The organism is Rodentibacter ratti, assembly GCF_002000485.1.
Taxonomy (GTDB): Bacteria; Pseudomonadota; Gammaproteobacteria; order Enterobacterales; family Pasteurellaceae; genus Rodentibacter; species Rodentibacter ratti.
Genome location: NZ_MLAJ01000004.1, coordinates 77,930 through 103,233, shown reverse-complemented (window position 1 = coordinate 103,233; position 25,304 = coordinate 77,930). Strand labels below are relative to the sequence as shown.

The following is a 25,304-nucleotide window of genomic DNA, read 5'->3' as shown; positions in this document are numbered from 1 at the left end:
AATCGGCTTTTTTATATTTAGGGGAACCCAAAATGAAAAATAACAAGAAGTATGACCGCACTTTTAAACTGAGTTTAGTGGCAGTGGCGCTAAGTATGACAAATTTGGCGTGGGCTGGTGAAGTAGCTTGTAATCCTAGTGGTGTATCAATTCATAGTCAGAATGGTGCAACATTAAATAGTTGTACGATAAACCAACCTATCGATCCCTTCTATCAACCCAAAATTCATATAAAAGATAGTCAAAATACCACTATCAATGATTCCAACGTGTCAGTCTCAAATAAGGAATTTACTGGCATTCGCATTGAAAATTCTAGCGCGATACTCAATAATACCACTTTATCCGCAAGTAGCCTGACTCCCCAACAAGGAAGCCAAGTTGCGGTAGATATAACAGACTCTACGGTAAATATTAATGGGGGGAGCTATAAAACTGTATCAGATCAAAATACAAACGAAGCCTTTAGGATTAATAACTCTACTCTAACGGTGAAAAATGCAAATATATCTCTAAGTGGTGGAGCAAGTGAAGGTTTTTCGCTAGAAAATAATAGCACTCTTAATTTAGACAATATCACACTTACTGCAAATAATGATGCTGAAGTCATCCTTTATGATCCTTCAGAAGGGAATCCTAACTCATCTATTAATATCACTCGCTCAACATTAACTTCTGATTCAAGCCTAATGGGTTATAGGTGGTCACCGAACAAAGATCTTAAAAATCAATTGCCAATCAGTGTTAGTCATTCAATCTTACAAGCTCCTAATATTATCTATGTCGGTGACTTATACGATACGTTTACCCTTACAGAAAATATTACGTTCACTATTAATAACAGTCAGCTGAATGGACAAATGTTTCTTGAGACAAACAGTGGAAGTACGCTTAATGTCAATTTAACTGATTCCACTTGGATTGCGAAGCCACTTATTGATGAAGAAGATAATACAATATTCAATTCAACGGTAAGCAACCTGACTCTCAATAATAGTACCGTCAACTTAGAAAAAACCGATAATTTCCAAACCCTCACCATCAAAGGCAACCTCACCGGCTCAGGCACATTTAATCTCAATACCAATATCGCTGAAAATAAAGGCGATAAAATTATTGTAGAGGGAACGGCGGAAGGCACTCACAAACTAGGGGTGAAAGATCACGGTGTAGCAGTCGCAAATAAAAAATTGACTCTCGTTGAAACAAACGGCGGTAATGCTGCATTTAGCCTAACTAACCCGAATAACCGCGTAGACTTAGGGGCATATCAATATTTCTTAGCGAAAGAAGGAAATAACTGGGTCTTGGCGAATTCACAAAGTGCGATTACGCCACCTACAACACCTGACGAACCGAAAACACCAAGCACCCCAATAGCTCCAACAAATCCTAACAAACCAACGAATCCTGGTGTTCAGCCGGAAACGCCAAGCATACCGACAATACCTGTTGCGCCAATTATCCCGATTCAACCTAGCAACCCGACTTTACCGCAAACCGCCTTATTATCCAATAAAGCAAATGCCCAAGTCTCACTCCGCCAAGCTCAGTTATTGCTTGTGGAAAACGAACTCCTCGGCATTCACCAACGCTTAGGCGAAGTGAAAAACGGTGAAAAAGGCAATGTGTGGGTGCGCAATGTAAATTCTCGTGAAAAATTGACCGCACTTTCCACCGATGATAGTCAAACTTCAGGCTTTAAACAAAATATTCACAGCCTACAAGTGGGGGCGGATACAACGGTGAACGATAATTTCCGCCTTGGTGGATTTGTCGCTCGTAGCCAAGCGGATGTGGATTTCAATGGCAATTATGGCGAGGGCAAAGTACGTAGTAATACGGTGGGCTTATACGCTACTTATCTCGCTAACAACGGCATTTATGTAGATAACATTGCGAAATATAGCCGTTTGAAAGCCCAATCCGATCACACGGAAAAACGCCGTTACCATGCCTATACACTATCAAGTGAGCTCGGTAAACAATTCAAATTAAGCAGTGATTGGATTATCACGCCACAAGCGCAATTAGGCTGGACGTACATTCAAGGTAAAGAAAATGAAGATAGCCTTTCGTCTATTTACTCTCGTGTCGGCTTGCGTGTTGCGAAAGGTTTCATGCTTGCAAAGGGTTGGAATTTACAACCTTATGCAGAAATTAATGCCATCACCAGCCGCAATAACAACAGCAAAATTCATTATGCAAATGCGGCACTGAATGTTGAAGACAGCCGTGGGCGTTTTGAAAGTGTTTTAGGTGTGAATGCAGGTGTCACTAACCATCGTTTTGGTTTAGAAGTGAGCCGGGCAGACGGAAAACGTTACGACAAACCGTATCAAATCCAAGCGGTATATCGCTATCAATGGTAATCACGTCTATAAGAGAGAAGAAAAAAGAGCGGTCAATTTGACCGCTCTTTTAATCCACATTTTTTATTTTAAGATATGTTATTTTTCTTCTGAAATAAAGCGATAAGCTAAAGCACCGATTACCGCACCGACAATTGGTGCTACCCAGAATAACCATAATTGTTCAATTGCCCAACTACCTTGGAATAATGCCACACCGGTTGAACGAGCCGGGTTCACCGAAGTATTTGTAACAGGAATGCTGATTAAGTGAATTAAGGTTAAACTCAAACCAATCGCAATTGGTGCAAAACCTGCCGGTGCACGCTTATCTGTTGCCCCCATAATAATTATTAAGAAGAATGCGGTTAATACCACTTCAATTAATAATGCAGCAACTAAACTGTAACCATGCGGAGAGTGTTCGCCATATCCATTACTTGCAAATCCGGCTGTTACATCAAAGCCCGCTGAGCCGGAAGCAATGGTATAAAGTATAGCAGCCGCTGCAATTGCACCTAAAACTTGTGATGCAATGTAAGGCAATAAGTCTTTAGCATTAAAGCGTCCACCAACAAATAAACCTATTGATACAGCAGGGTTAAAATGGCCACCGGAAATGTGACCAACTGCATAAGCCATTGTCAATACGGTTAAACCAAAGGCCAATGACACGCCCATATAGCCGATTCCAAGATCAGGAATACCCGCTGCTAATACGGCACTACCACAGCCACCGAATACTAACCAAAATGTACCAAAAAATTCTGCGAAATATTTTTTCATATTTTTTCCTCTTACATTATAAATTTAAATAACAAACACAATATGTGTCATTGGCTTTCCGAATGCCATTACATTAATGGCAATTTCCTCAAAGGGGGATTAATTATGATGGAAAATTAATCACTCTTTTCGAAACTATAAATTCTAACAAATTCAGTTACTACAAATCATAAACAGTCTAAAAATCATCATTTTTATCTTTATAATTCAAATAATTAGCACACCATCCTAACTTAAATTTCATTTCGTCTTTTCCACAATAAAAATGAACGAAAAATAAAAACAAACATTAGTCTGAATGACTAATTAAAAGTTCATACATTTAATTTCAATTACAATTTCTTTACAAAACTTACTTTTGTTAAAGTATTAATTTTATAAAAAAAAGAGCGGCCAAAATGACCGCTCTTTAAAACCTAAAAAATTATCACAATTTAATTTCTAACTTTTCATAAGCCCGTTTTACTTTCCCTAGGGCTTTTTCAACGGAAATATCACGTGCCAACATCACACCTAAACGTCGATGGCCATTGACCTCGCCTTTGCCAAATAACCGAATATTGGTGTGCGGTTCAACAAGGGCTTTATCAATTCCACCAAATTGGATGTTTGTTGATTTTCCTTCCACCACAATGGCTTTGGAAGCTGATGGGCTGATAAGCGTGACTTCAGGGATGGGTAAACCTAAAATCGCCCGGGCGTGAAGGGCAAATTCAGATAATTCTTGTGAAATTAAGGTCACCATACCGGTGTCATGTGGGCGAGGTGAAACTTCATTAAAAATCACGTCATCACCACAAACAAACATTTCTACACCAAAAATGCCTCGTCCGCCTAGTGCGGTTGTAATTTTCTCAGCAATGGACTGTGCTTTTTGTAATGCGCTATCAGACATAACCTGAGGTTGCCAAGATTCGCGATAATCGCCGTCTTCTTGACGGTGTCCGATAGGGGCAAGGAAACTCGTTCCGTTGATATGACGAACGGTTAATAAGGTGATTTCATAATCAAATTTAACGAAACCCTCTACAATGACACGTCCTGCGCCGGCTCGTCCGCCTTCTTGTGCGTAATCCCAGGCTTTTTGTAAATCCGCTTTTGATTTTAAAATACTCTGCCCATGACCGGAGGAAGACATGATCGGTTTTACCACACAAGGAATACCAATTTTTTCTACCGCACTTTGGAAATCTTCAAAGTTATCCACAAATTGGTAAGCGGAGGTCGGCAAACCCAATTCTTCTGAAGCCAAGCGGCGGATGCCTTCTCGGTTCATAGTGAGCTGTGTCGCTTTTGCCGTTGGTACAACATTAAAACCGGCTTGTTCCAATTCCACTAAGGTCGCCGTGGCAATGGCTTCGACTTCCGGCACGATGTAATCAGGTTTTTCCTTTTCTACTAAGGCTTTCAATGCCTCGCCGTCTAGCATCGAAATCGTATAGGCACGATGCGCCACTTGCTGTGCCGGTGCGTTTTCATAGCGATCTACCGCAATCACTTCTACGCCTAAACGTTGCAGCTCAATCACAACTTCTTTACCTAATTCACCGGATCCAAGCATCATTACTTTCGTTGCGTTTGGGCTTAATGCAGTACCAAGGGTTGTCATATCGTCTCCTTATTTTAACAACGATTCGTCAAGAGAAAGATCATCGTTTTTGTTCACGCCCACGCCACGTGCAATGACATTTTTCGCAATTTCGTGGGCTTCCTCAAGGGAATGTTCCTTATAACTCCCGCACTGGTAAATATTTAATTCAGGGATCGCAGATTGATCTTTCACATTCAAAATATCTTGCATAGAGGAAAGCCATGCTTGCGCCACTTGTTGTTCGTTTGGAGTGCCGATTAATGACATATAAAAACCGGTACGACAGCCCATTGGGGAAATATCAATAATTTCTACACTATCGCTGTTTAAATGATCACGCATAAAACCGGCAAATAAATGCTCAAGAGTATGAATCCCTCTTGGTGGCAAAATTTCTTTGTTCGGAATACAGAAACGTAAATCAAAAACGGAGATGTCATCACCTTTTGGCGTTTGCATTGTTTTCGCAATACGTACCGCAGGCGCATTCATTTTAGTGTGATCCACTTTAAAACTATCAAGTAATGGCATAAACTTTTCCTTATAAATCACTTGCTTGTAAAACTTTCTTCAAGAAATTGTCAATTTTCTCAATTCCCTTTGAACTTTTCTGCAAGGTCTTGGTCTTATAGAACAAGCAACTTGCAGTTGTTTAATAAAATTGGTTCCTTAGGTTATTCGCCCTTCACTTGTTGAAGGGCTTTTTTTGTCACATTCTATAATAAGAATGGTGCGCTTAGAAACAGTAAAACCACATAACGAACCAATTTACCAATAAAAATAAACAGGCAACTGGTCGCGAAGTTTAAACGCAACCAGCCCGCCACTGCACAAAATAAATCACCAATAATCGGTAACCAACTCAGTAATAATGCCACAGCACCATAACGCTGAAGCTTTTCTATCACCCATAAAGTGCGGTCGTTTTTACTGTCAAATTGAGGAAACCAACGTCCAATCCCATAAGTTGTAAGACTTCCCAAACCATTTCCCAATGTAGCAATAAAAACTAACGCTAAAATATCCGCACTGAACACTGAATTAAAGGTTAATTTTGGGATAGCCAATGTCATAAAAACGACTTCCGAATTACCGGGTAGCACCGTAGCACTTAAAAATGCACTGGCAAACATTAACCATAATGTGTGGTTCTGCCAAAAATCAGCCCAAAAACTAAAAGAAAACCAATCCATATTAGCGATCAGGCTGATAGGTGCGGAGGTAATTTTCGCGATCTTGTTCAGTGATTTCTCGCACCACACGACAAGGGTTACCAAATGCCAAGACATTATTCGGTAAATCTTTATTTACCACACTGCCTGCGCCTACCACCACATTATCGCCAATGGTAACTCCCGGCAAAATCACCACACTACCGCCAATCCAAACATTATTACCGATGGTGATGGATTTTGCCTGCTCCCAGCCCTCATTGCGCAATTCAACATCGAGCGGATGCCCCACGGTATAAAGGCTCACATTAGGAGCGAACATCACATCATCACCAATGGTGATGCCGCCATTGTCCAACATCACGCAATGATAATTGGCAAAGAAATTTTTCCCCACTTTGATGTTTATCCCATAATCACAGTGAAAAGGGGCATTAATGGAAGTGGTTTCATCCGCTTGACCAAATAATTTTCTGATTAATTTATTCTGCGTTTCATCATCATTCGGTGAAGTGCGGTTAAATTCAAACAAGATTTCGCGCGCCGCTCTGCGCATATTTTTCAATTCGGGACTCATTGCCAAATGCGCCAATCCTGCCATCATTTTTTCATATTCTGTCATTTTTATGCCTTGATAATTTGCTGAGTTCGGACATCAAAAACGTCCATACCTGCACTTAATCCTGCCTGCACACCCAAATCCGCATCTTCAAACACAATGCAATGGGTCGGATTCACCCCCGTTAATTCCGCACAGCGTAAAAAAGTTTCCGGATGCGGTTTGTGCTCTTTCACATCGTCCGCACTCACAATCGCATCAAAATAAGGGGCAATCGCTAATTTATCCATTAGCATATTAATTAAATGACGATGAGATCCCGAACCCAATGAAATCGGTTTTTTCTGATGATGATGTCGAACAATTTCAAAAGTGGGAAGTAATTTAGATTCGGTCGGAATTAATTGATAAGAAAGTGCTCGTTTCGCTTCAATCACTTCATCAAGGTGGTGTTGCGGCATACCGGCTTTTTCCATAATCGCAGAGGCAATGGTTCTCACTGTCGCCCCACCCAGTTGATACATAATTTGGCTGTCAAAATCATAGCCGAACCGTTCCCCCACCATTCCCCAAGCGCGGGCATGTACCGGCATCGTATCAATCAATGTGCCGTCCATATCAAAAATCAACCCTTCATAATGGTTGAAAAGTGTATTGTCTATCATCTTTATTTCTTCATTCCTTGTGTATTTTACGATTTGTTACAGATTTGTGATCTCTGCACTGTTTTCTTTACTTAAAGTGCGGTAGATTATGAGGATAATTTTAGTAGAACGGGAGCAAAAATGCGACTGCTTGATCAGCTTGAGCGTTGGAAATTACGTGGACAGATTAATCAGCCGATTATTGAAATCGTGTTTCAACTGCGTGATCGCCTCAAAAAGCATTGGAAAGCGGACGTTAATACCAGATTAGTCAATATGTTATTGTTCCATATTGCTTGTAGTTTAGGTCGTATTGAACGTGGCGGCTGTGCTTCACCTCTCTATCAAGAAATGTTTGAAGAAATCAAACGTGCGGTTATTTTTCCACAGGTTTTAACCGTTCACAAAGATCTCCTTTCTTTCATTCCTTTCGACATACCTCAGGCAGAACAAACCTATTTTTTGGCAAATGTTTATTCCTTGTTACTGGAACAAAAACACATTTGCCAAATACCAAGCGCCAATCCCGCCGATTAATGGAATACCAATCCTAATCCCAATTCTTTTAATCCGTTACTTTCTTGTCTAAGCTCGTTCCAAATCAGCGGGTTGCGATCAAGGTAACTTTGTTCAAACTCTAACTCCCAATCCTTAAAAGTGCGGTTAGTTTTGAGGGTGATTTTTTGGGTTTTCTCTGTGGCTTGGCGTGATTTGTTTAAAATTACGGCAAGGCGCAACAATCGTATTAACGCCAACACGTCCTGTTCATCATAGCGGGAGAATTTTACCAAATCCGTTATTTTTAATATGCCAATATGCAAACGAACAAGTAACACCAGTAAGCGTTGTTGTTCACGGTCAAATCCCGGTAATTTCATATTTTGCAGAATGTAGGCTGAATGTTTTTGCATACCTTTATGATTAATCACAATCCCCACTTCATGTAAACGTGCCGCCCAAAGCAGTAAATTCCGCATTTCTTCCGCCAACTCCGGATTGACCCAATCAGTATATTGGTGTGCCAGTAAATTTGCACTACCGGCTGTGCGGTGTGCTTGATCAGTATCAATATCAAACTGTTCCGTTAATCCCCATGCCGTACGTGCACGAATATCCGCTACTTGGAAATTTTTCTCAAGGCTGTAAATCACCCCTTCACGCAATGCACCGTCAGAATAACGCATTTGTTCAATATTAAATACATCGAATATGGCATTTAAAATGGCCAGTCCCGGGACAAATACATCTACCCGTTCCGGATTCAATCCGATAATATTTAATTCATTAAAATGTTTCACACGCAAAGTTTGTTCGATTAAATCCTCTAAACGTGCTTTTGTGATAATCCCATTTGGATCTAAGGTCGTGGCGATGACTTGATGTACCGCTTTTATCGTACCGGACGAACCCAATACGGATTGCCAACCAAGATTACGGTATTCCCAACCTAAATCCTCAATTTTATTCGTTGCATTTTGATAGGCTTTCTCAAAATTTTCTTTGGAAATTTCACCGTTCTTAAAATATTTTGATGCAAAACTGACACAACCCATATGGCGGCTTTCCGCCACAATCGGCGTGAAATCATCACCGATGATCATTTCTGTCGATCCACCGCCAATATCAATGACCAATTTTCTGCCTTTTTCTGGCTGAGTATGACATACGCCGGCATAAATGGTTTTAGCTTCGGTTTGGCCGCTGATAATATTTATCGGATAAGGGAATACCTTGGCAGCCTGACGTAAAAACTCGTCATTATTAACCGCTCTTCGCAACGTATAAGTGCCCACTACGCTCACATTTTCTTGGGCAAAACCTTGTAAACGTTCGGCAAAGAGCGCCAAACAATCCGCCCCACGGGTAATTGCCTCTTGATTTAATACACCATTTTCATCTAACCCTTCGGCCAATTTCACTTTTTGTTTTAAACGTGATAGTACCTGAATTGAGCCATTCATAATGCGTGCCACAATCATATGAAAACTGTTTGAACCAAGATCAATGGCAGCAATTTCCCGCACATTGGCACGAGAATAAGGTAGAGTATCTTGCGCTGATAGCGTTTCGTTATCCATAAAAATTATTCCTAAAATTCAAATTGGTAAAGTAAATCAAATACTTGGTTTGTACCGGAAACAGATTGAAAATACAGTTGTGGGAGCAAACGATAACGCAAGGTAACTTCCGCTAAACCATCAAATAAACCTACGCCATATTTCACCTGCAATCGTTTACCGATATTACCGCTTACTTGCACTTTAGAACTGTCGCCTACACCGGCAGTGCCGAGATTCAAATCTTGAATTCCAAAGGCTTCGCCGATGCCGCCCACCAGTTTACCACTTTTCGCCAAGCCCATGCCAAGCAGTGCAGCCCCCACAGAACCGCCACTTCCCGCTTGTCCACTATCTTCCAAAGAACGCCCCGTTAATAAATAGGAAAGCGCCTGATCTTGCGGTTTACTCGGGTTTGAGAATACCGTCACTTCCGGATTGGTTGCCACACCCACCACTTTGACACCGGCGGTGATATTGCTGTCTTCCATAGCCTCCGGATTACGGATCGCCTCAATATTTAGCATAGGTTGAGAGGGTAAACCGGCGAAATTAATTTGCCCTTTTCGAATAAGTAAGTCTTGTCCAAAAGAAGCATAACGTCCATTTTTCAAGTCTATTTGCCCGTATAATCCCAATCGTCCTTTTTCTTGTTTCACAGAAAGCAAACCTTCCAAATTAGATTTGAAACCATAGGCATCAAAATGCACATCATCGCCAATCTTGATTTTTAAATCAGATCGAATTTGCATACCGGATTGGGTGGTGGAAGCAAATTCACGGTTAATTATCTCCTCTTTGCTTTTTCGTGGCCCGTTTAAAATAACTTCATCTTCACTCACCGGTTCTGCATTATCCGGCAAGGAATCTACTTTAATACGTGCCCATGGTATCGCCACATCACCTGATACTTCTAGTAGTTTAGGCGTTGCTTTGGCCAATACATTGGCAGAAAGGCGGAGTTTACCCATAGAAGGTAAATCAAGCTTAAAATTCTCTGTTTCTGCCCGCACTTCCGTGTTCCAATTGGCTAAATTTGCCCAATTTGCGTGACCGGTCATCGTTAAACGTCCTTCCGGCGTTTGCACATTACCTTTCAGAGTCGAATTTGTTCCGTTAAACCGAATGGCAATATCACCATTGGTGACTTCAAAAGGGAGCATTTTCAGTTTACTTTTCATATTACGAACATCAAAATGCCCATTCAATAGCGGTTTTTCAAGATTTCCCGCCAATGTGAGTGTGGAGGTAATTTCGCCATTAATACTTTCACCATTACCAAATAGCTGATTTACTAATGCTAAATTCAAACGCTCAATATTGAATGTTCCACCAAGATGACGTGCCCCGCTTAAATCATTTAATTTTAAATCCGTATAAATACGGCCTTGATTTTGCACATTGATGTCAGATTTTAATGTTAAATTATTATTTTGAATATCCGCATTGAGTGCCAATTTAGGAATATTCAACTTAAAGGTACGATAATCCAACTTTTGCGTAATACCAAGATTGTCACCGCTTAAAGCAACCTTTAAAACGAACGGTTTATCAGCAAACCACGCGACTTTTCCTTCACTTTGAAGCTGACCTTTTAAGCTATCTTGCTGAGTAAATTTATTCACCAAATTCAAATTAATGCGCTTTACATTAAACGGAATTTCGCCATTTGTACCGGCAGTAAAAGTTTGTGGAAAACACAAATCTACGTCCGTATTTATCCAACAATGTGCTCCAACTGAAACCTGTGTTTTTTTATTATCATAAGTAACTGGGATAGATTGATTCGATTTTACCTCACCGATCGGCGTATCAATTTTTACCTGGCTCAGACTACCTTGCCATTTTTGAGAAGTGCGGTCAAAATTCCCGACGATTTGCAAATTCGCCGCAGCAGGTTCACCTTGAGAGGCTAAAACCAACTTGTGATTTTTTTCATCACCGGAAAACGTTAAATCGACAGAACGCATTTTCACCGAATCAGCATAGCGAATATTGTCGCCCTTTACGCTCAAATCGCCTTTCAGTAATGGTGCACTGGACAGATTACCTTTAACCGCTGCGCTGGCAATATTTAAGGTTTGCCAATGAAGATTTTGAGTATTGAGATCAAGGGTTACATTCGGTTCGTTAAATTTGCCTTTTATTGCAGCTTTTCCAATCACAGACCCCGACAAATCACCATACAACCCACGTAAATTGGGTGCATTAATATCCAATGCCAAGTCAGATTGCTCACTCAATATGCCCTTGGCGTAAATCCGATTATCCCCATAATTCAGCAAAAGTTCGGGGGTATTGAGCAATACTTTATCACTTAAAATCAGGTTACCTTTCAAACTTAGCGGACGATTAGAAAGCGTACCACTTAAATCTAACTTAGGTATATCCACATGCCAACCGGCACTCCCGGCAGCCCCCGACACAGCCAATTTACCGGACAGCACCGCCGGCATTGTAGGGACATAGGGACGGATACTCATTTTATTTAGATCCGTCTCTACGTTCCATTTCACACCGTATTTCCAGCTTGCCGATCCGCTCAATTTCGCTGTACCGTCAAGTGCGGCAAGGTCTAATTGATTGATGTTTACTTCGTATAATTTACCTGCTGCATCAAGGGTTAAATGAGTGGAGGGAATATGCTCCATGCCTTCAACTTTACCCTCAAGTTCCGCACGATAATTCAGTAAATCACCGCTTAATTTCAGGGCGACATCATTCAATTTAAGCGGCGGCAATCCCTCTGCAAAAGCATATTGCCCTTTAGCGGCTTTTAAGGTGAGATTCAACGGCATTTTCTCTTCCGCCAATTTCACCTCAGCATCTAATTTTGCATCCAGTACGCCTTTTGTTGTAAGAGAAAGAGCGGTTGTTTTTTTCAATGATCCGGCAAGGGAAAATTTCACATCACTTTTAGGAAGAATTTCTTTTCCTGCAGATTGAATGGCATTCAGTTCGGAAGTCAGGGTCAAATCCACCGGAAAATCATCATTAAGCCGCAATGAACCCTGTGAAGTTAAATTGCCTAAGGAGCTTTCTAAAGCCAGTTTCTTGAGCTGAACATCATGCCCGGTGGCATCGGCTTGTAAAATCAAATCCGACAAAGTAATGCGTTGTAGCTCTTCAGATTGTTCGTTTTGAGAGACATATTGCCAATCCTTCGCAACAAGGCTTGGGATATGAATATCAAAGGGTAAATTCACTTCATTTAAATTGCCTAAAAATGCCGGAGTGAGATTTTGTTCAATCGCATCCCAATCCACCGGTTGAGTATTCTTCGGTTCAACCGGTTTTTCTGTCTTGTTGAGCTGAACGGTTGTTACGTTAAGTGTATTAAATTCCGTGGGCGCTAAGGTCAAACCCGATTCATTATTTAAACTGACCGCACTTTGAAAACGTTCAAGGGCAATATTCGTTTGGTCAAGTTGAAGATTAAGAGCTTCCACCGTCACATTTTTCACATCAAGACTTATCGGCAAATTCACTTTTTCCATCTCACTATTTTCAGTTTGCCGAGGTTCTGAAGGGGGTAATTTTGATGTGTCGATTAAAATATCAGGAGATTTTATGGAAATATCTTCCACACAAATTTTGCGGGAAAGCAAACAACTAAAGTCTAGTTGTAAGCGTGCTTGAGCAATTTGGCTATCAATACCTGCCGCTTGATAACGCACGTTTTGTAAAATTAAGCCTTGTTGAAGCCCCCCTTCAATATGTTCAATGGAAAGCTCATCAAGCAGTTTATCTGCCAACTGAATGAGGCTTCTTTGCCCCGCATCAAAAGAGAGTGTTCCCACAAGGGCAAAAACAGGTACAAAAATGACCGCACTTCCCACACACAAGGCTTTACGTAAGCAAGTTTTTTTCTTCTTTAATTTAGGCTGAGATGGCGTTTCTTCCACTTGTTTGATTTCTTGTTCTGACATGATTTTACCTAAATTTCTGTACCTAAACCGATGTAGAATTGAATGTTTTTACTGTTGTCTTTGTCACGAATCGGGGTCGCAATATCAAATTTAATCGCACCGACCGGGGATGCCCAGCGCACACCGACACCCGCACCATAGCGCAATTCTTCATTGCTAAAACGATTTGCCGCAAGCCCTGCATCCACAAAGGTAGCCCCCCACCAAGAAGGATAAACTTGGTATTGATATTCAAAAGATCCTGTAAGCAAACGGGAGCCGCCTACGAGTTTGTTATTATGATCTTTCGGGGAAATCTTTTTATAGCCGTAACCACGCACACTACGATCGCCACCGGCAAAAAAACGTAATGTCGGCGGAATTTTATTAATATCTTTAGTATGTAAATAGCCGATTTCGGCACGGGTCAGAAAACGGTGATTTTCCGCATAAGTACGAATCCAACCCGTTGAAGCTTGCACTTTAAAAAAACTTACATCGGAAAGCAGCCCTTTGTAAGCGACATCAACGGTAATTTTCTGTGAATCACCCCAAGTTGGGAACATTCCGCCCCGTAAACGGGTGCGATTCACCCCACCGGTTGGATAAACCAAAAGGGTTTTATCGTTAATATCCGCCTGGGTAAATTTATCATAACGCACCCGCACTCCGGCAAAATATTGCCAACCTTCATCATTATTCCAATAACGCAACCCGGCTAAAGTAACGGCGGTGGTTTTGGTATCATTTTTATCCTCATTTTCCAAGCCGCCGGAAAATTCGTAATAATAATTCAATGGATTTTTTAATAGCGGAATTTTGTAGGAAGCCTCAAGGGTTTGCTTCGGAGAAGAAACATAAAGATTAGTACGGAAACTATGTCCACGATTATTGATCCAGGGTTTTGTCCAACCAATTTGCAAATGCGGGCCGGTATCCGTGGCAAATCCGATACCAAGCTCCATGGCATTTTTCTTACGCGGATTCAACAATACTTCTAAATTAACCACTTTATTTTGCTCATCCACATGCGGTTGTAACAAAACGGAACTGAACCAGCCGGTGGAAGAGAAATCATTGGTCAATCCGGAAAGTTGGCTCAATAAATAAGGATCACCGGTCCGAATCTTCAACATATTTTGTAGATAATCTTCACGGATTTGTGAACGACTGAATTTAATCTCGCCATAACGATAACGCACACCACTGTCGAACAACATACGCCACCAAGCTTGATGGGTTTCCGGGCTGATTTCTAAACGGGAAACGGTAAATGTCCCGTCCAAATAGCCACGCGCGAGGGCTAGAGTAGAAACACTGCTTTTATAATCACTATATTTTTGGTGCTCGACCAATTCGCCCTCTTTGGGCAAATTTTTGCGTAATGCCTGAAAATTCTCATCCTGCGCCGCTTCACCCTCAATTTTAACATCCGCACCGGCAATTCTGCTTGGCTCTCCCGGTTTGACATGAGCGATCAACAAATCACGCCCGGTTTTACGCTTCTTTAACTCAAAGGTGACGGAAGAATCATAATAACCAAATACACGCAAGCCTTTATCAACAGCCTCCGTAACCAGTTGTTTATAACGGTCGGAGCCATCCATTTCTTCTTTATTAATTAGCTCAACATTAAGTTCCGTATTGCGAATTGCTCTTTCCCCCCGAATACCACGAATTTCAATATCCACGGTTTGTTCTGCAAATGCAGAAAATGCCGGAAAAAACAACAAAAGAGCGGTCAGTTTGAGAGGGGATTTTTTCATTTTTAATTCGCTAAATATAATAAAAATAACAATTAATGGCACTAGTTTACCCTAAACTTAAAGGGTTTGAAGGTTTTTTACAAAACTTTAATTACTATAAGATATAAAAAATGCGGTTAAAATCAACCGCACTTTTTTAATTACCGGAAAACTTCACTTCCTGCACAATTCGCTTGGCTGTAGCAATAGGCAATTGTCCGATAAAGGTGATTTCTTTATCGCCGACTACCTCACTATACAGGGTATATTCGCCTTGTTTCCAAGCTTGATCAGGATTTAACTGCTGACTTTCCGCTTTGGTGACATAGAGCGTAAAAGTAAACAACCCATCACTAAATAAAGTGCTATCAATCGTTTCTCCGTCAAATAAATCTTGGCTGTGGCGCAGGCTTTCAAACCCTTTTGGCAACCAGCTTGGTTTCCAATTTAGAGAAGAAACCGCATTTTGCGTTTCGTTTAATAATGGCGGCATGGAAACCTTACTTAAATACTCCGTTAATCCTTTTAAGCGATCGTCAATATAAAGGGTTACTACGCGGAACTGATCAAGTAATTTACCATCTCTGTCAAGCATATCGCCACGCAATAATAAGCCGTTTTCTTCATCAACAAAAACCAAATATTGGTAACGAAAATCATCTTTCGGCACAATACGGATGGTATCTACGAAACGTCCGGCAACACGGCTTTTCCCCAAGGGAATAAAATCATAATTTTCCGCTAATTTATCAAAATTGCTGCGAATTACTGCCGGTAAAGCATCGACAATACTCCCGCTATTTAATGTAAAAGCCCGTGAATCCAATTGGAAATAGCTCACCAAATTGTCACGTTGAATGATTTCCTGCTGATCACCGTCTAGAGTAACAAGTTGTGCGTAAGTTTTGTTATCCCGTTTGATATGGCGATAACGGAAAGAATCCATATTTGAAGGCGAAGTTTGCACAAAGGCAATTTCGTAATTGAGATTATTCACCGCATTCGCCATTTTTTCTAACGTTTTCTTTGCTGAAAGTTCTTCTGCAGAAACAGAAAAACTACACAAAGACATAAGCAAAAGTGCGGTCAATTTGAAGACATTTTTTTTCATAAATTCTTTATAATTCATAAAAAAATTCACCATGCCATCGCAGAGATTGGTGGTGAATTCATTTGGTTTAATTTAATAATTATTTTGACTGGTTATTACCGACGCTTAATGCATCGGCATGCATACGTCGCTGTAATTCATAATTTTGTAACATTGCACCGATACGGCGATTTTTTTGCTCCATTTGGTCGGTTGTTGCCACATCTTTAGCCGGGGCATTATAACTGACTTCTTGGACAGCATTATTAAACGGTAATGTTTGTAGAATCGGGGTTTCCGGCGCATTATTTACATCATTTTTGGCATTAAATGATTGTACACCAAGCACCGCCACTAAACATACACTAGCCGCTACAGCAATTTGTGCCATTGGCGCAAAGAAAGATTTAAATTTATGCATAAACGGCAAACGCTGTGCTTCTTCAGGTGTTGGTTGGGATTGGGTGATCTCTACTCTTTCAATTTCTTCATGTTCAATCAAATCTGCCATTTTTGCAGTAAAATCGGCACCCAAAATGACCGCACTTTCTTTACGCATTACTGCACGAGCCATATGATAAGTAGCCCAAGATTGGCGTAAAGATTCATTTTTACACAATTCATCTGTGAATGCTGGATCCACTTGCTCGCCATCCATATAGGCTGAAAGTAACTCTTTTTGCATTTTAAACTCCGACTTTATTAACGTTGCATAAGCGGTTGTATTTTGTTTTCGATAATTTCACGCGCACGGAAAATTCGAGAACGCACAGTGCCTACGGGACAGTTCATAATTTCTGCGATATCTTCGTAGCTTAACCCTTCTAATTCACGAAGCGTAATCGCACTCTTTAAATCTTCCGGCATACCATTAATCGTATCAAATACGATTTTTTCCAGTTCGTCGGATAACATTTCATTTTCGGGGGTATCCACATCACGAAGATGAGTTCCCACATCATAATTTTCGGCATCATCCGCTAAAATATCTTCGCTTGGAGGACGACGCCCCTGTGCCGTTAAATAATTTTTCGCCGTATTAACGGCAATTCTGTATAGCCAAGTGTAGAACGCACTATCTCCCCGGAAAGATTCAATGGAACGATAGGCTTTTATAAAGGATTCCTGCACAACGTCAGGAATATCATTACGCGAAACGTAGCGGGTAAGTAATCCGGCTACTTTATTTTGATAACGCGAAACCAATAAGTTAAAGGCTTTTTTATCGCCTTGTTGTACCCTTTCTACCAAAGCTTGATCCGTTAGCTGTTCAGCCATATTTCTCCTAATGCTATGCCTAACACGCCTTAATATTCAAGACATCAAGCTCTCACTTGCTTTATCTGACATAAGCGAGTTTAAAAAGTTCAAAGGTTAAAAAATAAATTTAGGTGGAGGGCATTTTTTGTATAGTTTGAATGTATTCCACCATATTTTGCAGTTCGGTATCATCTGCTTTGCCACGGTTAAAAAACCAAGAGAAAAGTTGTAGATCCGTGCAGGCAAGTAAACGAATAAATATCTCTTTTTGATTGTCGGTAAGGCGATCAAAATGCTGTTTATAAAATGGCATAATGATGTTATCCAGTTCCAACATTCCCCGTCGGCAATCCCATTCAATGCGAAGTTTGTTATATTTTTCCATATTGCCCTCTGTTTATAAAAGTGCGGTCAATTTTTTCAAAGATTTTTGGTTTATTGGTACATTTGCTATATAGCGCTAAAAATACCCTAAAAACTAACCGCACTTTAAATTGATTATTCCGTTGCTGATTTCGGTTTAATCACTGCATAAATCACACCGGTTACCAAAGCCCCCGCAGCAATAGCCGCTAAATAACGCATAGGTTCGGAGACGAACGGAATCACAAACAAGCCGCCGTGTGGTGCCTGCAATGTGATGTCCGAAGCCATGGAAACCGCACCGGCTGTTGCACCACCAATAACGGAACTAATAATCACACGAATCGGATCCGCCGCCACAAACGGTAATGCCCCTTCTGAAATAAAACATAACCCTAACACAAAAGAAGCTTTGCCTGCATCCCGTTGGTTGGCGGTAAATTTATTGCGGGCAATCCAAGTAGCAATCGCCATACCGATTGGCGGCACCATACCAGCAGCCATTGCCGCAGCCATAGGCGTGTAAACCTGTGAGGCGATCATACCCACAGAGAAAGTATAAGCCGCTTTATTAACCGGCCCACCCATATCAATACACATCATCGCACCGATCAGAGTTCCCAACACAAGCGCATTCACCTCACCCATGGATTTTAACCATTCGCTCAACGCATTCATCACTTGTGAAACCGGCGGATTGATCACATAAATCATCGTCAAACCCACAATGAGAGAACCTAAAAGCGGCAGAATTAAAATCGGTTTTAGGGAAGTTAAACTTGCCGGTAATTTAATGGCGGCATTCAGCCCTTTCACCACATAACCTGCAAGGAAACCGGCAACAATACCGCCTAAAATCCCCGCGCCGGCAGTGGTGGCAAGCATACCGCCAATTAGCCCCACGGCAAGCCCCGGGCGGTCGGCAATAGAAAATGCCACATAACCGGCAAATACCGCAATCATTAAATGGAATGCCGCACCACCGCCAATATCCATCAAGGCTTTTGGTAAACCGTGGAAAATAGTTTCATCTTTAAAGGCTTCAATACCGAACATAAATGAAATAGCGATCAATAATCCACCGGCAACCACCAACGGCAACATATGGGATACACCTGTCATCAAATGTTTGTAAATGCCTTTTTTCTCGCCATTTTCCTCGGCGTTTGCCGCTTTAGTGCTCACGCCTTCGAACACTTTAGCTTCTTTGAAGGCTTTATCAAATTCTTGTGCTGTTTTCTTCAAGGCTAAACCGGTAGAAGTACGATACATTGGTTTGCCTTTGAATTTGTCCAACGGTACATCAATATCTGCTGCCACAAAAACAAGATCAGCCGTCGCCACTTCTTCAGGGGTAATTTCGTTGCCTGCACCCACCTGACCTCGGGTTTCTACTTTTACATTCCAACCCTGTTTTTTCGCATAAGCTTCAATCGCTTCTGCAGACATAAAAGTATGTGCCACACCGGTTGGGCAAGCTGTAACGGCAACAATATTTTTCACATTGGAAACACCGCCAAAACTAACCGCACTTTCCGGCACAATATAATCCACCGCATTTGCTTGTGCATTTAAAAGAGTCGCTTCCGGCGCATTCATCACTGCATCTTCACTTACTAGGCATACTTTTTTACCCACAAAAGCCGTATTGCTTGGTAATTGTGATCCTACAACCAAAACAACATCAGCTTCTGCAGCATTTTCTACTAATGACACACTCGCTTTTTGTGCTGATGTACGAAGCACTTCGCATAATAAATAGGCTTTTGCTTTACCTATATGGGATGAGTGGGTTAAAAATAACTTCATTTTATTATCCTTCAATCTCTGTAATCTTCACTTGGTTTAAAATAGGGTCAAGCAATGTCGGGTCGCTTACCCCCACATTACTTTGCGATACGGCAAAAGCAGACACCGCGCTGGCAAAGGCTAAGGTTTCTGGTTTTGATAACCCTTTCTCAATACCATAAATTAACCCGGCTACCATTGAATCACCCGCACCCACTGTGCTCACTACATTCTCACATTTTGGTGGTTGTGCTTTTATTACCCCTTCGTTATTAATCCATAAAGATCCCTCTGCTCCCATGGAAATGATTACATTTTCAATCCCTTGTGCTTTTAACTGTTGTGCGGCATTGATAATTTCTTCCTCAGAATGAAGTGGATGACCAATCCAAGCCTCTAATTCCCGATGATTAGGTTTTACCAACCAAGGGTGGGCTTTCAAACCGGCATTAAGTGCTGCATTGCTGGTATCCAGCACCACTTTTACACCTTCTTGATGTAATTGATTTAACCATTCGGCAAATAATTCCGGTGTAACACCACGAGGCAGGCTACCACACACAGCGACAATATCGTAATCCAAGCAATAGGCTAAAGAATCGGCGGCAAATTGCTGCCATGCTTGTGGGCTGATTTCATAACCTAAAAAATTTAAATCCGTCACATCAGCTTCAGTTTCGGTGATTTTGACATTAATGCGGGTTTTTCCGGCAACGCGGTGGAATTTATCCTGTAAATCTTGCTTTTTAAACATTTGTTCAAAATCACCGACATTGTCTTCACCCAGAAATCCGCCGACCGCCACATCGACACCTAAATCTTTCAGCACTTTTGCCACATTAATGCCTTTACCTGCGGGGAAAAGCCCAAGGGTTTCAACGGTATTCACTTCGCCTAATTCAATGCGTGATAAGCGACCGACTAAATCATAGGCAGTATTTAACGTAATGGTTGCCACCTTTGCCATGATTATTCCCCTTTCCCTTCGCCAAGACCGGATTCAATGGCAAGACGAATGCCTTCAATCGCATCTTTCGCTTGCTCGCCTGTTGCCACGAAACGTAAACGGGAACCTTTCACCCCCCCTAATGCGACAATTTTCATCAGGCTTTTGGCGCTCACTAATTGGGAATCGCGATCAAGATTTTGCACAGCCACAGAAGCATTATATTTTTTCACTTCATTGGCTAATACAGCACTTGGACAAGCATGTAAGCCATGCTCATTATTAATCACAAATACAGCTTCAATCGCATCGGAAGGTAAACCATTATCTTCTGCCACTTCCGGCGCAAGGGTTTGTTCCCCCATCACTTCAATCGTATCCGGTTCTGCCGGCGGTACTGAAGAAACATTTTCCCCTAAGCCTTCTGCAATCACTTTTCCAAGAGCTTCAATGGCTTGTTTGGCATCATCTCCTTCCGCCACAAAACGTAAACGATGTCCTTGTATCACACCCAATGCCACGATTTTCATTAAACTTTTTGCACTCACAGGTTCACTACCACGAGTGATATTTTGTACGGTAATTTTTGCAGCAAATTTTTTCACTTCATTGACTAGCACTGCACTCGGACGGGCGTGTAAACCGTGTTCGTTACGAATGGTAAAAGTCCCCACCACAGCACTTGAAATTGGTGTCGTCTGAGTTTGATCTGAAACCGCCACCTCACCACCTAAAAGTGCGGTCAAAATTTCAGTAGAATTTCCATTTAATAACGCTGTTTGCACATTTTCTTCAAGTAAACGGGTTAAGATCGGATTAATCGCGTCATTTACGGCTGAAACGGTTATTACCCCTTTTACCGGCTTGCCATTGTGGCTAAAAATAGTTTTTGCACGACTAAATGCTAAGGCATTTTTTACATTACCGGAGACCGCATCCGTTATCCATAATCCTTTACCCAACGGCAATGCGGCATTGCCAATAACTTCAGAAACGAAGCTGTTTTCTACCGCACTTTGTGCTTGTAATTGACCGGCATTCATTGCTACTAAGGTTAGTAAACTTGAAGTATCAACATCTAAACGAATGTTTTCTTTAGGAAGTGTAAAATCTTCCATGCTTTCGCCCATTAAAATCGCGCGGAACTGTGCCACATCGGTTAGGCTTGCTAATTTTGCGGCAGTGTCCTCATCGCCAAGCACGTGAGTTAATTGACATAATAACGCCAAATGTTCATCGGAACGGGCGGCAATCCCAATCACCACATAGGCAATGTTGCCTTCTCCCCATTCAATCCCTTGAGGAAATTGGAATACTTGTACGCCGGTTTTTTTCACCATATCACGTGTTTCCAAAGTGCCGTGAGGAATCGCAATACCATTACCGAGAAACGTGGATGTTTGTTGCTCACGCGCCAACATTCCCTGTAAATAGCCTGATTCTACGTTGCCCGCTGTTTCCAAGGCACGAGCGGCCATTTCAATGGCTTGCTGCTTAGTTTCTGCGCTGATATTTAAATGAATGTTGCTTTCCGAAAGTTCTAACATTCTTACTCCTTAGTCTAAGATTTAGAAAAAGAAAAACTGCTGATAGTGCGATCCTATCAACAGTTTAATTTATTATTTAGATGTACAAATTTTTAACAGTTCATCGCTGCCTTTTGCGATGTATTCATCATTTTCATCTCGTGCTTTGCCTTTCTTCAAATCACGCATGGCATCATAAATCCCTTGGGTGATACTTGGTGAATCTAACTTGCTCCAGCAAGTTTGGCTTAAACGATTAAAGTTATTTTGTAAGGCTTCTGCGTGTAATACGCCGCTATAATAAGCATACACATCGGAATCATGGCCGCCGCTATAAAGTTTGTCTTGAATTTGTTTAATCGGCACTAAAATACGACCTAAATACCAGTCATTGGCACCACTGGCAAAATTATCCACATAGAAATTTTCATTTACACGACCTTTATAGGTTGCCACGGTTGCTTCATACGCCGCCGCGTAAGATTTCTGATCAATCTTGTCTTTATCCAAATTAATCACTTTTTTGTCGCCATCCATAAAAGGAATATAAGAGGTGACGGAAGAACAAGCGGTTAAAATAATAGAAAACAGCAATATTGAGATTTTTTTAAACATAATAATTCCTTTCATCAGAGTCTGAAATAAATCGTCGCCATTATACTGGCTACGAGGGATTACGCAAGAAAGCTCCGGGTTATTCGCTCTCTTTTACAAGAGACACTAAAATTTGATCGATCTTGAAATTTTCCGTATCAATCACTTCAAATTTATACTTGCCATAAACAACAAAATCGGTCTTTTTCGGGATTTTACGCAACATATACATCATAAATCCGCTGATGGTTTCATAATTTTCTTCATCAGGGAATGATTCAATATCCAATACACGCATCACATCTTCAAGAGGAGTGGCTCCGTCAATTAGCCAAGAATTTTCATCACGGCTGACGATTTGTTCTTCCTCATTAGATACTAACTCGCCCATTACAATACTCATGACGTCATTGAGCGTTACTATCCCCACTACCAAGGCATATTCATTGACGATAATGGCGAAATCTTCACCGGTTGATTTAAATAATTCCAACACCTCATAAAGAGAAAGAGTATCCGGCACAAACAAGGCTTTGCGTAATAATTTAGGATCCGTCAATGACACATTCGCATTTTGTAAATACATAGTCAGTAAAGTATGGGATTCTACATAGCCTAAAATTTTATCCAGACTATTATCACAAATAACAATTTTAGAGTGAGAATCACGGGCAAGGGTATCCACCACCTCTTGACGGCTAAAAGTGCGGTCTAAATACACGATATTTTCACGGGTCGTCATGGTGGAAGTGACTGTGCGTTCTTGCATATCAAAAATATTTTCAATGAGATAATGCTGTTGGGTTTTTAATACACCGGCTTCAGCACCCGCCTCAACAACCGCAACAATATCTTCCGGTGTCATATTATCATCTCGCAGGGTTGATACACCAAAGAGCTTGAAAAGTAAATTTGATAATCCATCAAATATCCAAACGATCGGTTTTAATAGAAAAATAAGCACTTGCATAATACCGACAGTTCGCAATGCAACCGCTTCAGGATTAATCAGCGCAAGGCGTTTCGGCATTAAGTCTGCTAAAAGAATAAAAGAGCAGGTAACAAGTAAAAAAGCCATCCAAGATGAAGCAGGGTCAATCCAAGAATCCCGAATATGTCCGCTTAAAAAATGTTGTAAATGAATACTCAGGTTTGCTTCACCAATCATCCCTCCGAGCACCGCAACCATATTTAAACCAATTTGCACCACGGTGATAAATCGTCCCGGCTGTTCTTGTAGTTTCAGAACCTGCTCTGCTTTAAGATTGCCCTCATTTGCCATATTTTGCAATTTAATACGGCGCGCACCGGCAAGGGAAATTTCTGCCGATGAAACAATAGCACTGATGATAATTAACACGATTATGACTAAAATCGCTGCAAATAAACTCATAATTTTCTCGTAAACTTGATGGGGTTTAGTAGGGACACGATGGGTGTGTCCGCTAACATATTGAAATAATTTGATTTTATAACGGACACACGCAGTGTGTCCCTACATTATTATTGAATAATACCGTTATTTTTAACCGCACTTTGAAGGAAATGAAATCTTAGTTTTCGCTGTCAAACCAGCCACGAACAAACTGAATGGAAAGGAATAATGTTACCAGTAAAAACGCATAAAACACCCAAGATAAAATCGGATGGCTTGGGGTAACATCACCGCTGATTTCTTTCACGGAAACTGCATTGCGGAACTCATCAAACATGGTGAGACGCCAACCATAGTATTTGATTTGCACCAGTTTATTTTCATTTCCCATGGCTTGGGCTTCAGCCTGTAAATTGGCAGAACCGAATTTAAAATAGAAAGGAAAACCCCAACGGGTATCTTCGTTACGGTAAACCATTATTTTACCCTCATCATTTTGTGTATTGATGTAATATACATCACGGGTCGGGCCATCAGCCGGATTGGATTTGGTAATCGGGCCGTCTTTATCAACACGTTTCACTTCCACACCGGTGACACGAGTGACATCATAATGGGGAAAGACATAGTTCACCACGGAAAACATAAAACCGTGGAAAGCAAACACCACTAAAAATAGAAAATATTTGAAAAATTTACGCATAGTCCTTTCTCTCTTTCACATTGAGTATTTATTGTACATTAATTTTAAATAAACGTTCGAAATTTTGTGTGGTGATTTGGGCAAATTCTTCCATAGATAGCCCTTTTAACGCTGCCACATATTCACACACTTCTCGCGTATAAGCCGGTTGATTTTCCTTACCACGATAAGGCACCGGTGCGAGATAAGGCGAATCTGTTTCCACCAATAAACGATCGACCGGTACATAACGAATGGCTTCACGAATGGCTTCGGCATTTTTAAAGGTAATGATGCCGGAACAGGAAATATAAAACCCCAAGTCTAAGGCTTTTTTAGCAAATTCTAGGGTTTCGGTGAAACAATGGATGACACCACCGCATTTTTCCGCCTGATGTTCACGCAACATCAAAATCGTGTCATCAGCGGCTGAACGGGTATGGATAATCACCGGTTTATTGAGTTGGTTTGCAATATCAATTTGGTTGGCAAATATCCTTTGTTGTTCTGTTTTATTATCCGCACTGTAATAATAATCCAAGCCAATTTCACCAATGGCGATAACTTTTTTGTCCTGCGCCAAACGTAGCAAGCGTTCAGCATCATAGGGTTCTTCTTCAAAATCCAACGGATGCACACCACAGGCTAATGAGATGTTATCAAACCCTTTCAACCATTCGTAGGCTTTTTCAAATCGGCTTAATGTCACACCAATGGCAAGCAAATGTTTCACATCTCGTGCATAGGCTTTTTCCACTACATCTGCGATATTTTTGTGCAAATTATCATAATCCAATGCATCTAAATGGCAGTGGGAATCAACGATAAACATAAATGATTTTTCCTTTATTTTTCGGTGAAAAAGCA

At 41.1% G+C, this 25,304-nt stretch carries 22 protein-coding genes; 2 read left to right on the top strand and 20 right to left on the bottom strand.

Annotated elements, in window-relative coordinates; all coding sequences use genetic code 11:
• Nucleotides 1–32 precede the first annotated feature (32 nt).
• Nucleotides 33–2,372, top strand: coding sequence for an autotransporter outer membrane beta-barrel domain-containing protein (locus tag BKG94_RS04760; RefSeq protein ID WP_077434745.1), 2,340 nt, complete (start codon nt 33–35; stop codon nt 2,370–2,372).
• A 78-nt stretch (nt 2,373–2,450) separates the two neighbouring features.
• Here BKG94_RS04760 and aqpZ read toward each other — a convergent pair whose 3' ends face one another.
• The 6 genes from aqpZ to BKG94_RS04730 all read right to left on the bottom strand — a co-directional run bounded on the left by aqpZ (nt 2,451) and on the right by BKG94_RS04730 (nt 7,124).
• Nucleotides 2,451–3,137 (bottom strand): aquaporin Z, encoded by a 687-nt coding sequence (aqpZ, locus tag BKG94_RS04755; RefSeq protein WP_077434743.1) that lies wholly within the window; start codon nt 3,135–3,137, stop codon nt 2,451–2,453.
• A 427-nt stretch (nt 3,138–3,564) separates the two neighbouring features.
• Entirely contained in the window at nt 3,565–4,746 is a 1,182-nt protein-coding gene (gene purT / locus BKG94_RS04750) for a formate-dependent phosphoribosylglycinamide formyltransferase (RefSeq protein WP_077434741.1), read from the bottom strand.
• A 9-nt stretch (nt 4,747–4,755) separates the two neighbouring features.
• Nucleotides 4,756–5,259: an S-ribosylhomocysteine lyase gene (luxS, locus tag BKG94_RS04745; RefSeq protein WP_077434739.1), complete on the bottom strand. Its 504-nt coding sequence runs from the start codon at nt 5,257–5,259 to the stop codon at nt 4,756–4,758.
• A 185-nt stretch (nt 5,260–5,444) separates the two neighbouring features.
• Nucleotides 5,445–5,921: a YqaA family protein gene (locus BKG94_RS04740; protein WP_077434737.1), complete on the bottom strand. Its 477-nt coding sequence runs from the start codon at nt 5,919–5,921 to the stop codon at nt 5,445–5,447.
• A 1-nt stretch (nt 5,922) separates the two neighbouring features.
• Nucleotides 5,923–6,522, bottom strand: a complete 600-nt coding sequence (locus BKG94_RS04735) for a sugar O-acetyltransferase (RefSeq protein WP_077434735.1) — start codon at nt 6,520–6,522, stop codon at nt 5,923–5,925.
• Between the two features lie 2 nt (nt 6,523–6,524).
• The gene (locus tag BKG94_RS04730) at nt 6,525–7,124 is read right to left on the bottom strand and encodes a beta-phosphoglucomutase family hydrolase (RefSeq protein ID WP_077434733.1); all 600 of its coding nucleotides are present in this window, start codon (nt 7,122–7,124) and stop codon (nt 6,525–6,527) included.
• 120 nt (nt 7,125–7,244) lie between these two features.
• Here BKG94_RS04730 and BKG94_RS04725 point away from each other — a divergent pair, with 120 nt between their 5' ends.
• Nucleotides 7,245–7,640, top strand: coding sequence for a PRD domain-containing protein (locus BKG94_RS04725; RefSeq protein WP_077434731.1), 396 nt, complete (start codon nt 7,245–7,247; stop codon nt 7,638–7,640).
• On the opposite strand, the gene ppx is transcribed toward BKG94_RS04725, so the two are convergent.
• The 14 genes from ppx to BKG94_RS04655 form a co-directional block, all read right to left on the bottom strand.
• Nucleotides 7,637–9,181, bottom strand: a complete 1,545-nt coding sequence (gene ppx, locus BKG94_RS04720) for an exopolyphosphatase (protein ID WP_077434729.1) — start codon at nt 9,179–9,181, stop codon at nt 7,637–7,639. The genes BKG94_RS04725 and ppx overlap by 4 nt on opposite strands.
• Nucleotides 9,182–9,192: 11 nt before the next feature.
• A complete protein-coding gene (gene tamB / locus BKG94_RS04715; protein WP_077434727.1) occupies nt 9,193–13,089 on the bottom strand; it encodes an autotransporter assembly complex protein TamB in 3,897 nt (1,298 codons plus the stop codon).
• 8 nt (nt 13,090–13,097) lie between these two features.
• Nucleotides 13,098–14,834 carry an autotransporter assembly complex protein TamA gene (tamA, locus tag BKG94_RS04710; protein ID WP_077434725.1) on the bottom strand — a complete coding sequence of 579 codons (1,737 nt, stop codon included), beginning with the start codon at nt 14,832–14,834 and terminating at the stop codon, nt 13,098–13,100.
• A 136-nt stretch (nt 14,835–14,970) separates the two neighbouring features.
• Nucleotides 14,971–15,924, bottom strand: a complete 954-nt coding sequence (rseB, locus tag BKG94_RS04705; protein ID WP_077434853.1) for a sigma-E factor regulatory protein RseB — start codon at nt 15,922–15,924, stop codon at nt 14,971–14,973.
• Between the two features lie 79 nt (nt 15,925–16,003).
• Nucleotides 16,004–16,588, bottom strand: coding sequence for a sigma-E factor negative regulatory protein (locus tag BKG94_RS04700; RefSeq protein WP_077434723.1), 585 nt, complete (start codon nt 16,586–16,588; stop codon nt 16,004–16,006).
• A 17-nt stretch (nt 16,589–16,605) separates the two neighbouring features.
• Complete coding sequence (gene rpoE, locus BKG94_RS04695; protein ID WP_059368674.1) at nt 16,606–17,181, bottom strand: RNA polymerase sigma factor RpoE; 576 nt, start codon at nt 17,179–17,181, stop codon at nt 16,606–16,608.
• 109 nt (nt 17,182–17,290) lie between these two features.
• Nucleotides 17,291–17,548, bottom strand: a complete 258-nt coding sequence (locus BKG94_RS04690; protein ID WP_077434721.1) for an FAD assembly factor SdhE — start codon at nt 17,546–17,548, stop codon at nt 17,291–17,293.
• Between the two features lie 113 nt (nt 17,549–17,661).
• The gene (locus BKG94_RS04685; RefSeq protein ID WP_077434719.1) at nt 17,662–19,335 is read right to left on the bottom strand and encodes a fructose-specific PTS transporter subunit EIIC; all 1,674 of its coding nucleotides are present in this window, start codon (nt 19,333–19,335) and stop codon (nt 17,662–17,664) included.
• Nucleotides 19,336–19,339: 4 nt separating this feature from the next.
• Nucleotides 19,340–20,281, bottom strand: coding sequence for a 1-phosphofructokinase (fruK, locus tag BKG94_RS04680; RefSeq protein ID WP_077434717.1), 942 nt, complete (start codon nt 20,279–20,281; stop codon nt 19,340–19,342).
• 2 nt (nt 20,282–20,283) lie between these two features.
• The gene (fruB, locus tag BKG94_RS04675; protein WP_077434715.1) at nt 20,284–21,807 is read right to left on the bottom strand and encodes a fused PTS fructose transporter subunit IIA/HPr protein; all 1,524 of its coding nucleotides are present in this window, start codon (nt 21,805–21,807) and stop codon (nt 20,284–20,286) included.
• 72 nt (nt 21,808–21,879) lie between these two features.
• Complete coding sequence (locus BKG94_RS04670) at nt 21,880–22,401, bottom strand: hypothetical protein (protein WP_077434713.1); 522 nt, start codon at nt 22,399–22,401, stop codon at nt 21,880–21,882.
• 79 nt (nt 22,402–22,480) lie between these two features.
• Complete coding sequence (paeA, locus tag BKG94_RS04665; protein ID WP_077434711.1) at nt 22,481–23,773, bottom strand: polyamine export protein PaeA; 1,293 nt, start codon at nt 23,771–23,773, stop codon at nt 22,481–22,483.
• A gap of 160 nt (nt 23,774–23,933) precedes the next feature.
• Nucleotides 23,934–24,458: a DUF1523 family protein gene (locus BKG94_RS04660; protein WP_077434709.1), complete on the bottom strand. Its 525-nt coding sequence runs from the start codon at nt 24,456–24,458 to the stop codon at nt 23,934–23,936.
• Nucleotides 24,459–24,486: 28 nt separating this feature from the next.
• Nucleotides 24,487–25,269 carry a TatD family hydrolase gene (locus BKG94_RS04655; RefSeq protein ID WP_077434707.1) on the bottom strand — a complete coding sequence of 261 codons (783 nt, stop codon included), beginning with the start codon at nt 25,267–25,269 and terminating at the stop codon, nt 24,487–24,489.
• Between the last annotated feature and the right edge of the window lie 35 nt (nt 25,270–25,304).

Excerpts from the sequence above, each read along its gene's own strand:
- BKG94_RS04760 (WP_077434745.1), top strand. The coding sequence starts at position 33 with ATGAAAAATAACAAGAAGTATGACCGCACTTTTAAACTGAGTTTAGTG.
- aqpZ (WP_077434743.1), bottom strand. The coding sequence starts at position 3,137 with ATGAAAAAATATTTCGCAGAATTTTTTGGTACATTTTGGTTAGTATTC.
- purT (WP_077434741.1), bottom strand. The coding sequence starts at position 4,746 with ATGACAACCCTTGGTACTGCATTAAGCCCAAACGCAACGAAAGTAATG.
- luxS (WP_077434739.1), bottom strand. The coding sequence starts at position 5,259 with ATGCCATTACTTGATAGTTTTAAAGTGGATCACACTAAAATGAATGCG.
- BKG94_RS04740 (WP_077434737.1), bottom strand. The coding sequence starts at position 5,921 with ATGGATTGGTTTTCTTTTAGTTTTTGGGCTGATTTTTGGCAGAACCAC.
- BKG94_RS04735 (WP_077434735.1), bottom strand. The coding sequence starts at position 6,522 with ATGACAGAATATGAAAAAATGATGGCAGGATTGGCGCATTTGGCAATG.
- BKG94_RS04730 (WP_077434733.1), bottom strand. The coding sequence starts at position 7,124 with ATGATAGACAATACACTTTTCAACCATTATGAAGGGTTGATTTTTGAT.
- BKG94_RS04725 (WP_077434731.1), top strand. The coding sequence starts at position 7,245 with ATGCGACTGCTTGATCAGCTTGAGCGTTGGAAATTACGTGGACAGATT.
- ppx (WP_077434729.1), bottom strand. The coding sequence starts at position 9,181 with ATGGATAACGAAACGCTATCAGCGCAAGATACTCTACCTTATTCTCGT.
- tamB (WP_077434727.1), bottom strand. The coding sequence starts at position 13,089 with ATGTCAGAACAAGAAATCAAACAAGTGGAAGAAACGCCATCTCAGCCT.
- tamA (WP_077434725.1), bottom strand. The coding sequence starts at position 14,834 with ATGAAAAAATCCCCTCTCAAACTGACCGCTCTTTTGTTGTTTTTTCCG.
- rseB (WP_077434853.1), bottom strand. The coding sequence starts at position 15,924 with ATGAAAAAAAATGTCTTCAAATTGACCGCACTTTTGCTTATGTCTTTG.
- BKG94_RS04700 (WP_077434723.1), bottom strand. The coding sequence starts at position 16,588 with ATGCAAAAAGAGTTACTTTCAGCCTATATGGATGGCGAGCAAGTGGAT.
- rpoE (WP_059368674.1), bottom strand. The coding sequence starts at position 17,181 with ATGGCTGAACAGCTAACGGATCAAGCTTTGGTAGAAAGGGTACAACAA.
- BKG94_RS04690 (WP_077434721.1), bottom strand. The coding sequence starts at position 17,548 with ATGGAAAAATATAACAAACTTCGCATTGAATGGGATTGCCGACGGGGA.
- BKG94_RS04685 (WP_077434719.1), bottom strand. The coding sequence starts at position 19,335 with ATGAAGTTATTTTTAACCCACTCATCCCATATAGGTAAAGCAAAAGCC.
- fruK (WP_077434717.1), bottom strand. The coding sequence starts at position 20,281 with ATGGCAAAGGTGGCAACCATTACGTTAAATACTGCCTATGATTTAGTC.
- fruB (WP_077434715.1), bottom strand. The coding sequence starts at position 21,807 with ATGTTAGAACTTTCGGAAAGCAACATTCATTTAAATATCAGCGCAGAA.
- BKG94_RS04670 (WP_077434713.1), bottom strand. The coding sequence starts at position 22,401 with ATGTTTAAAAAAATCTCAATATTGCTGTTTTCTATTATTTTAACCGCT.
- paeA (WP_077434711.1), bottom strand. The coding sequence starts at position 23,773 with ATGAGTTTATTTGCAGCGATTTTAGTCATAATCGTGTTAATTATCATC.
- BKG94_RS04660 (WP_077434709.1), bottom strand. The coding sequence starts at position 24,458 with ATGCGTAAATTTTTCAAATATTTTCTATTTTTAGTGGTGTTTGCTTTC.
- BKG94_RS04655 (WP_077434707.1), bottom strand. The coding sequence starts at position 25,269 with ATGTTTATCGTTGATTCCCACTGCCATTTAGATGCATTGGATTATGAT.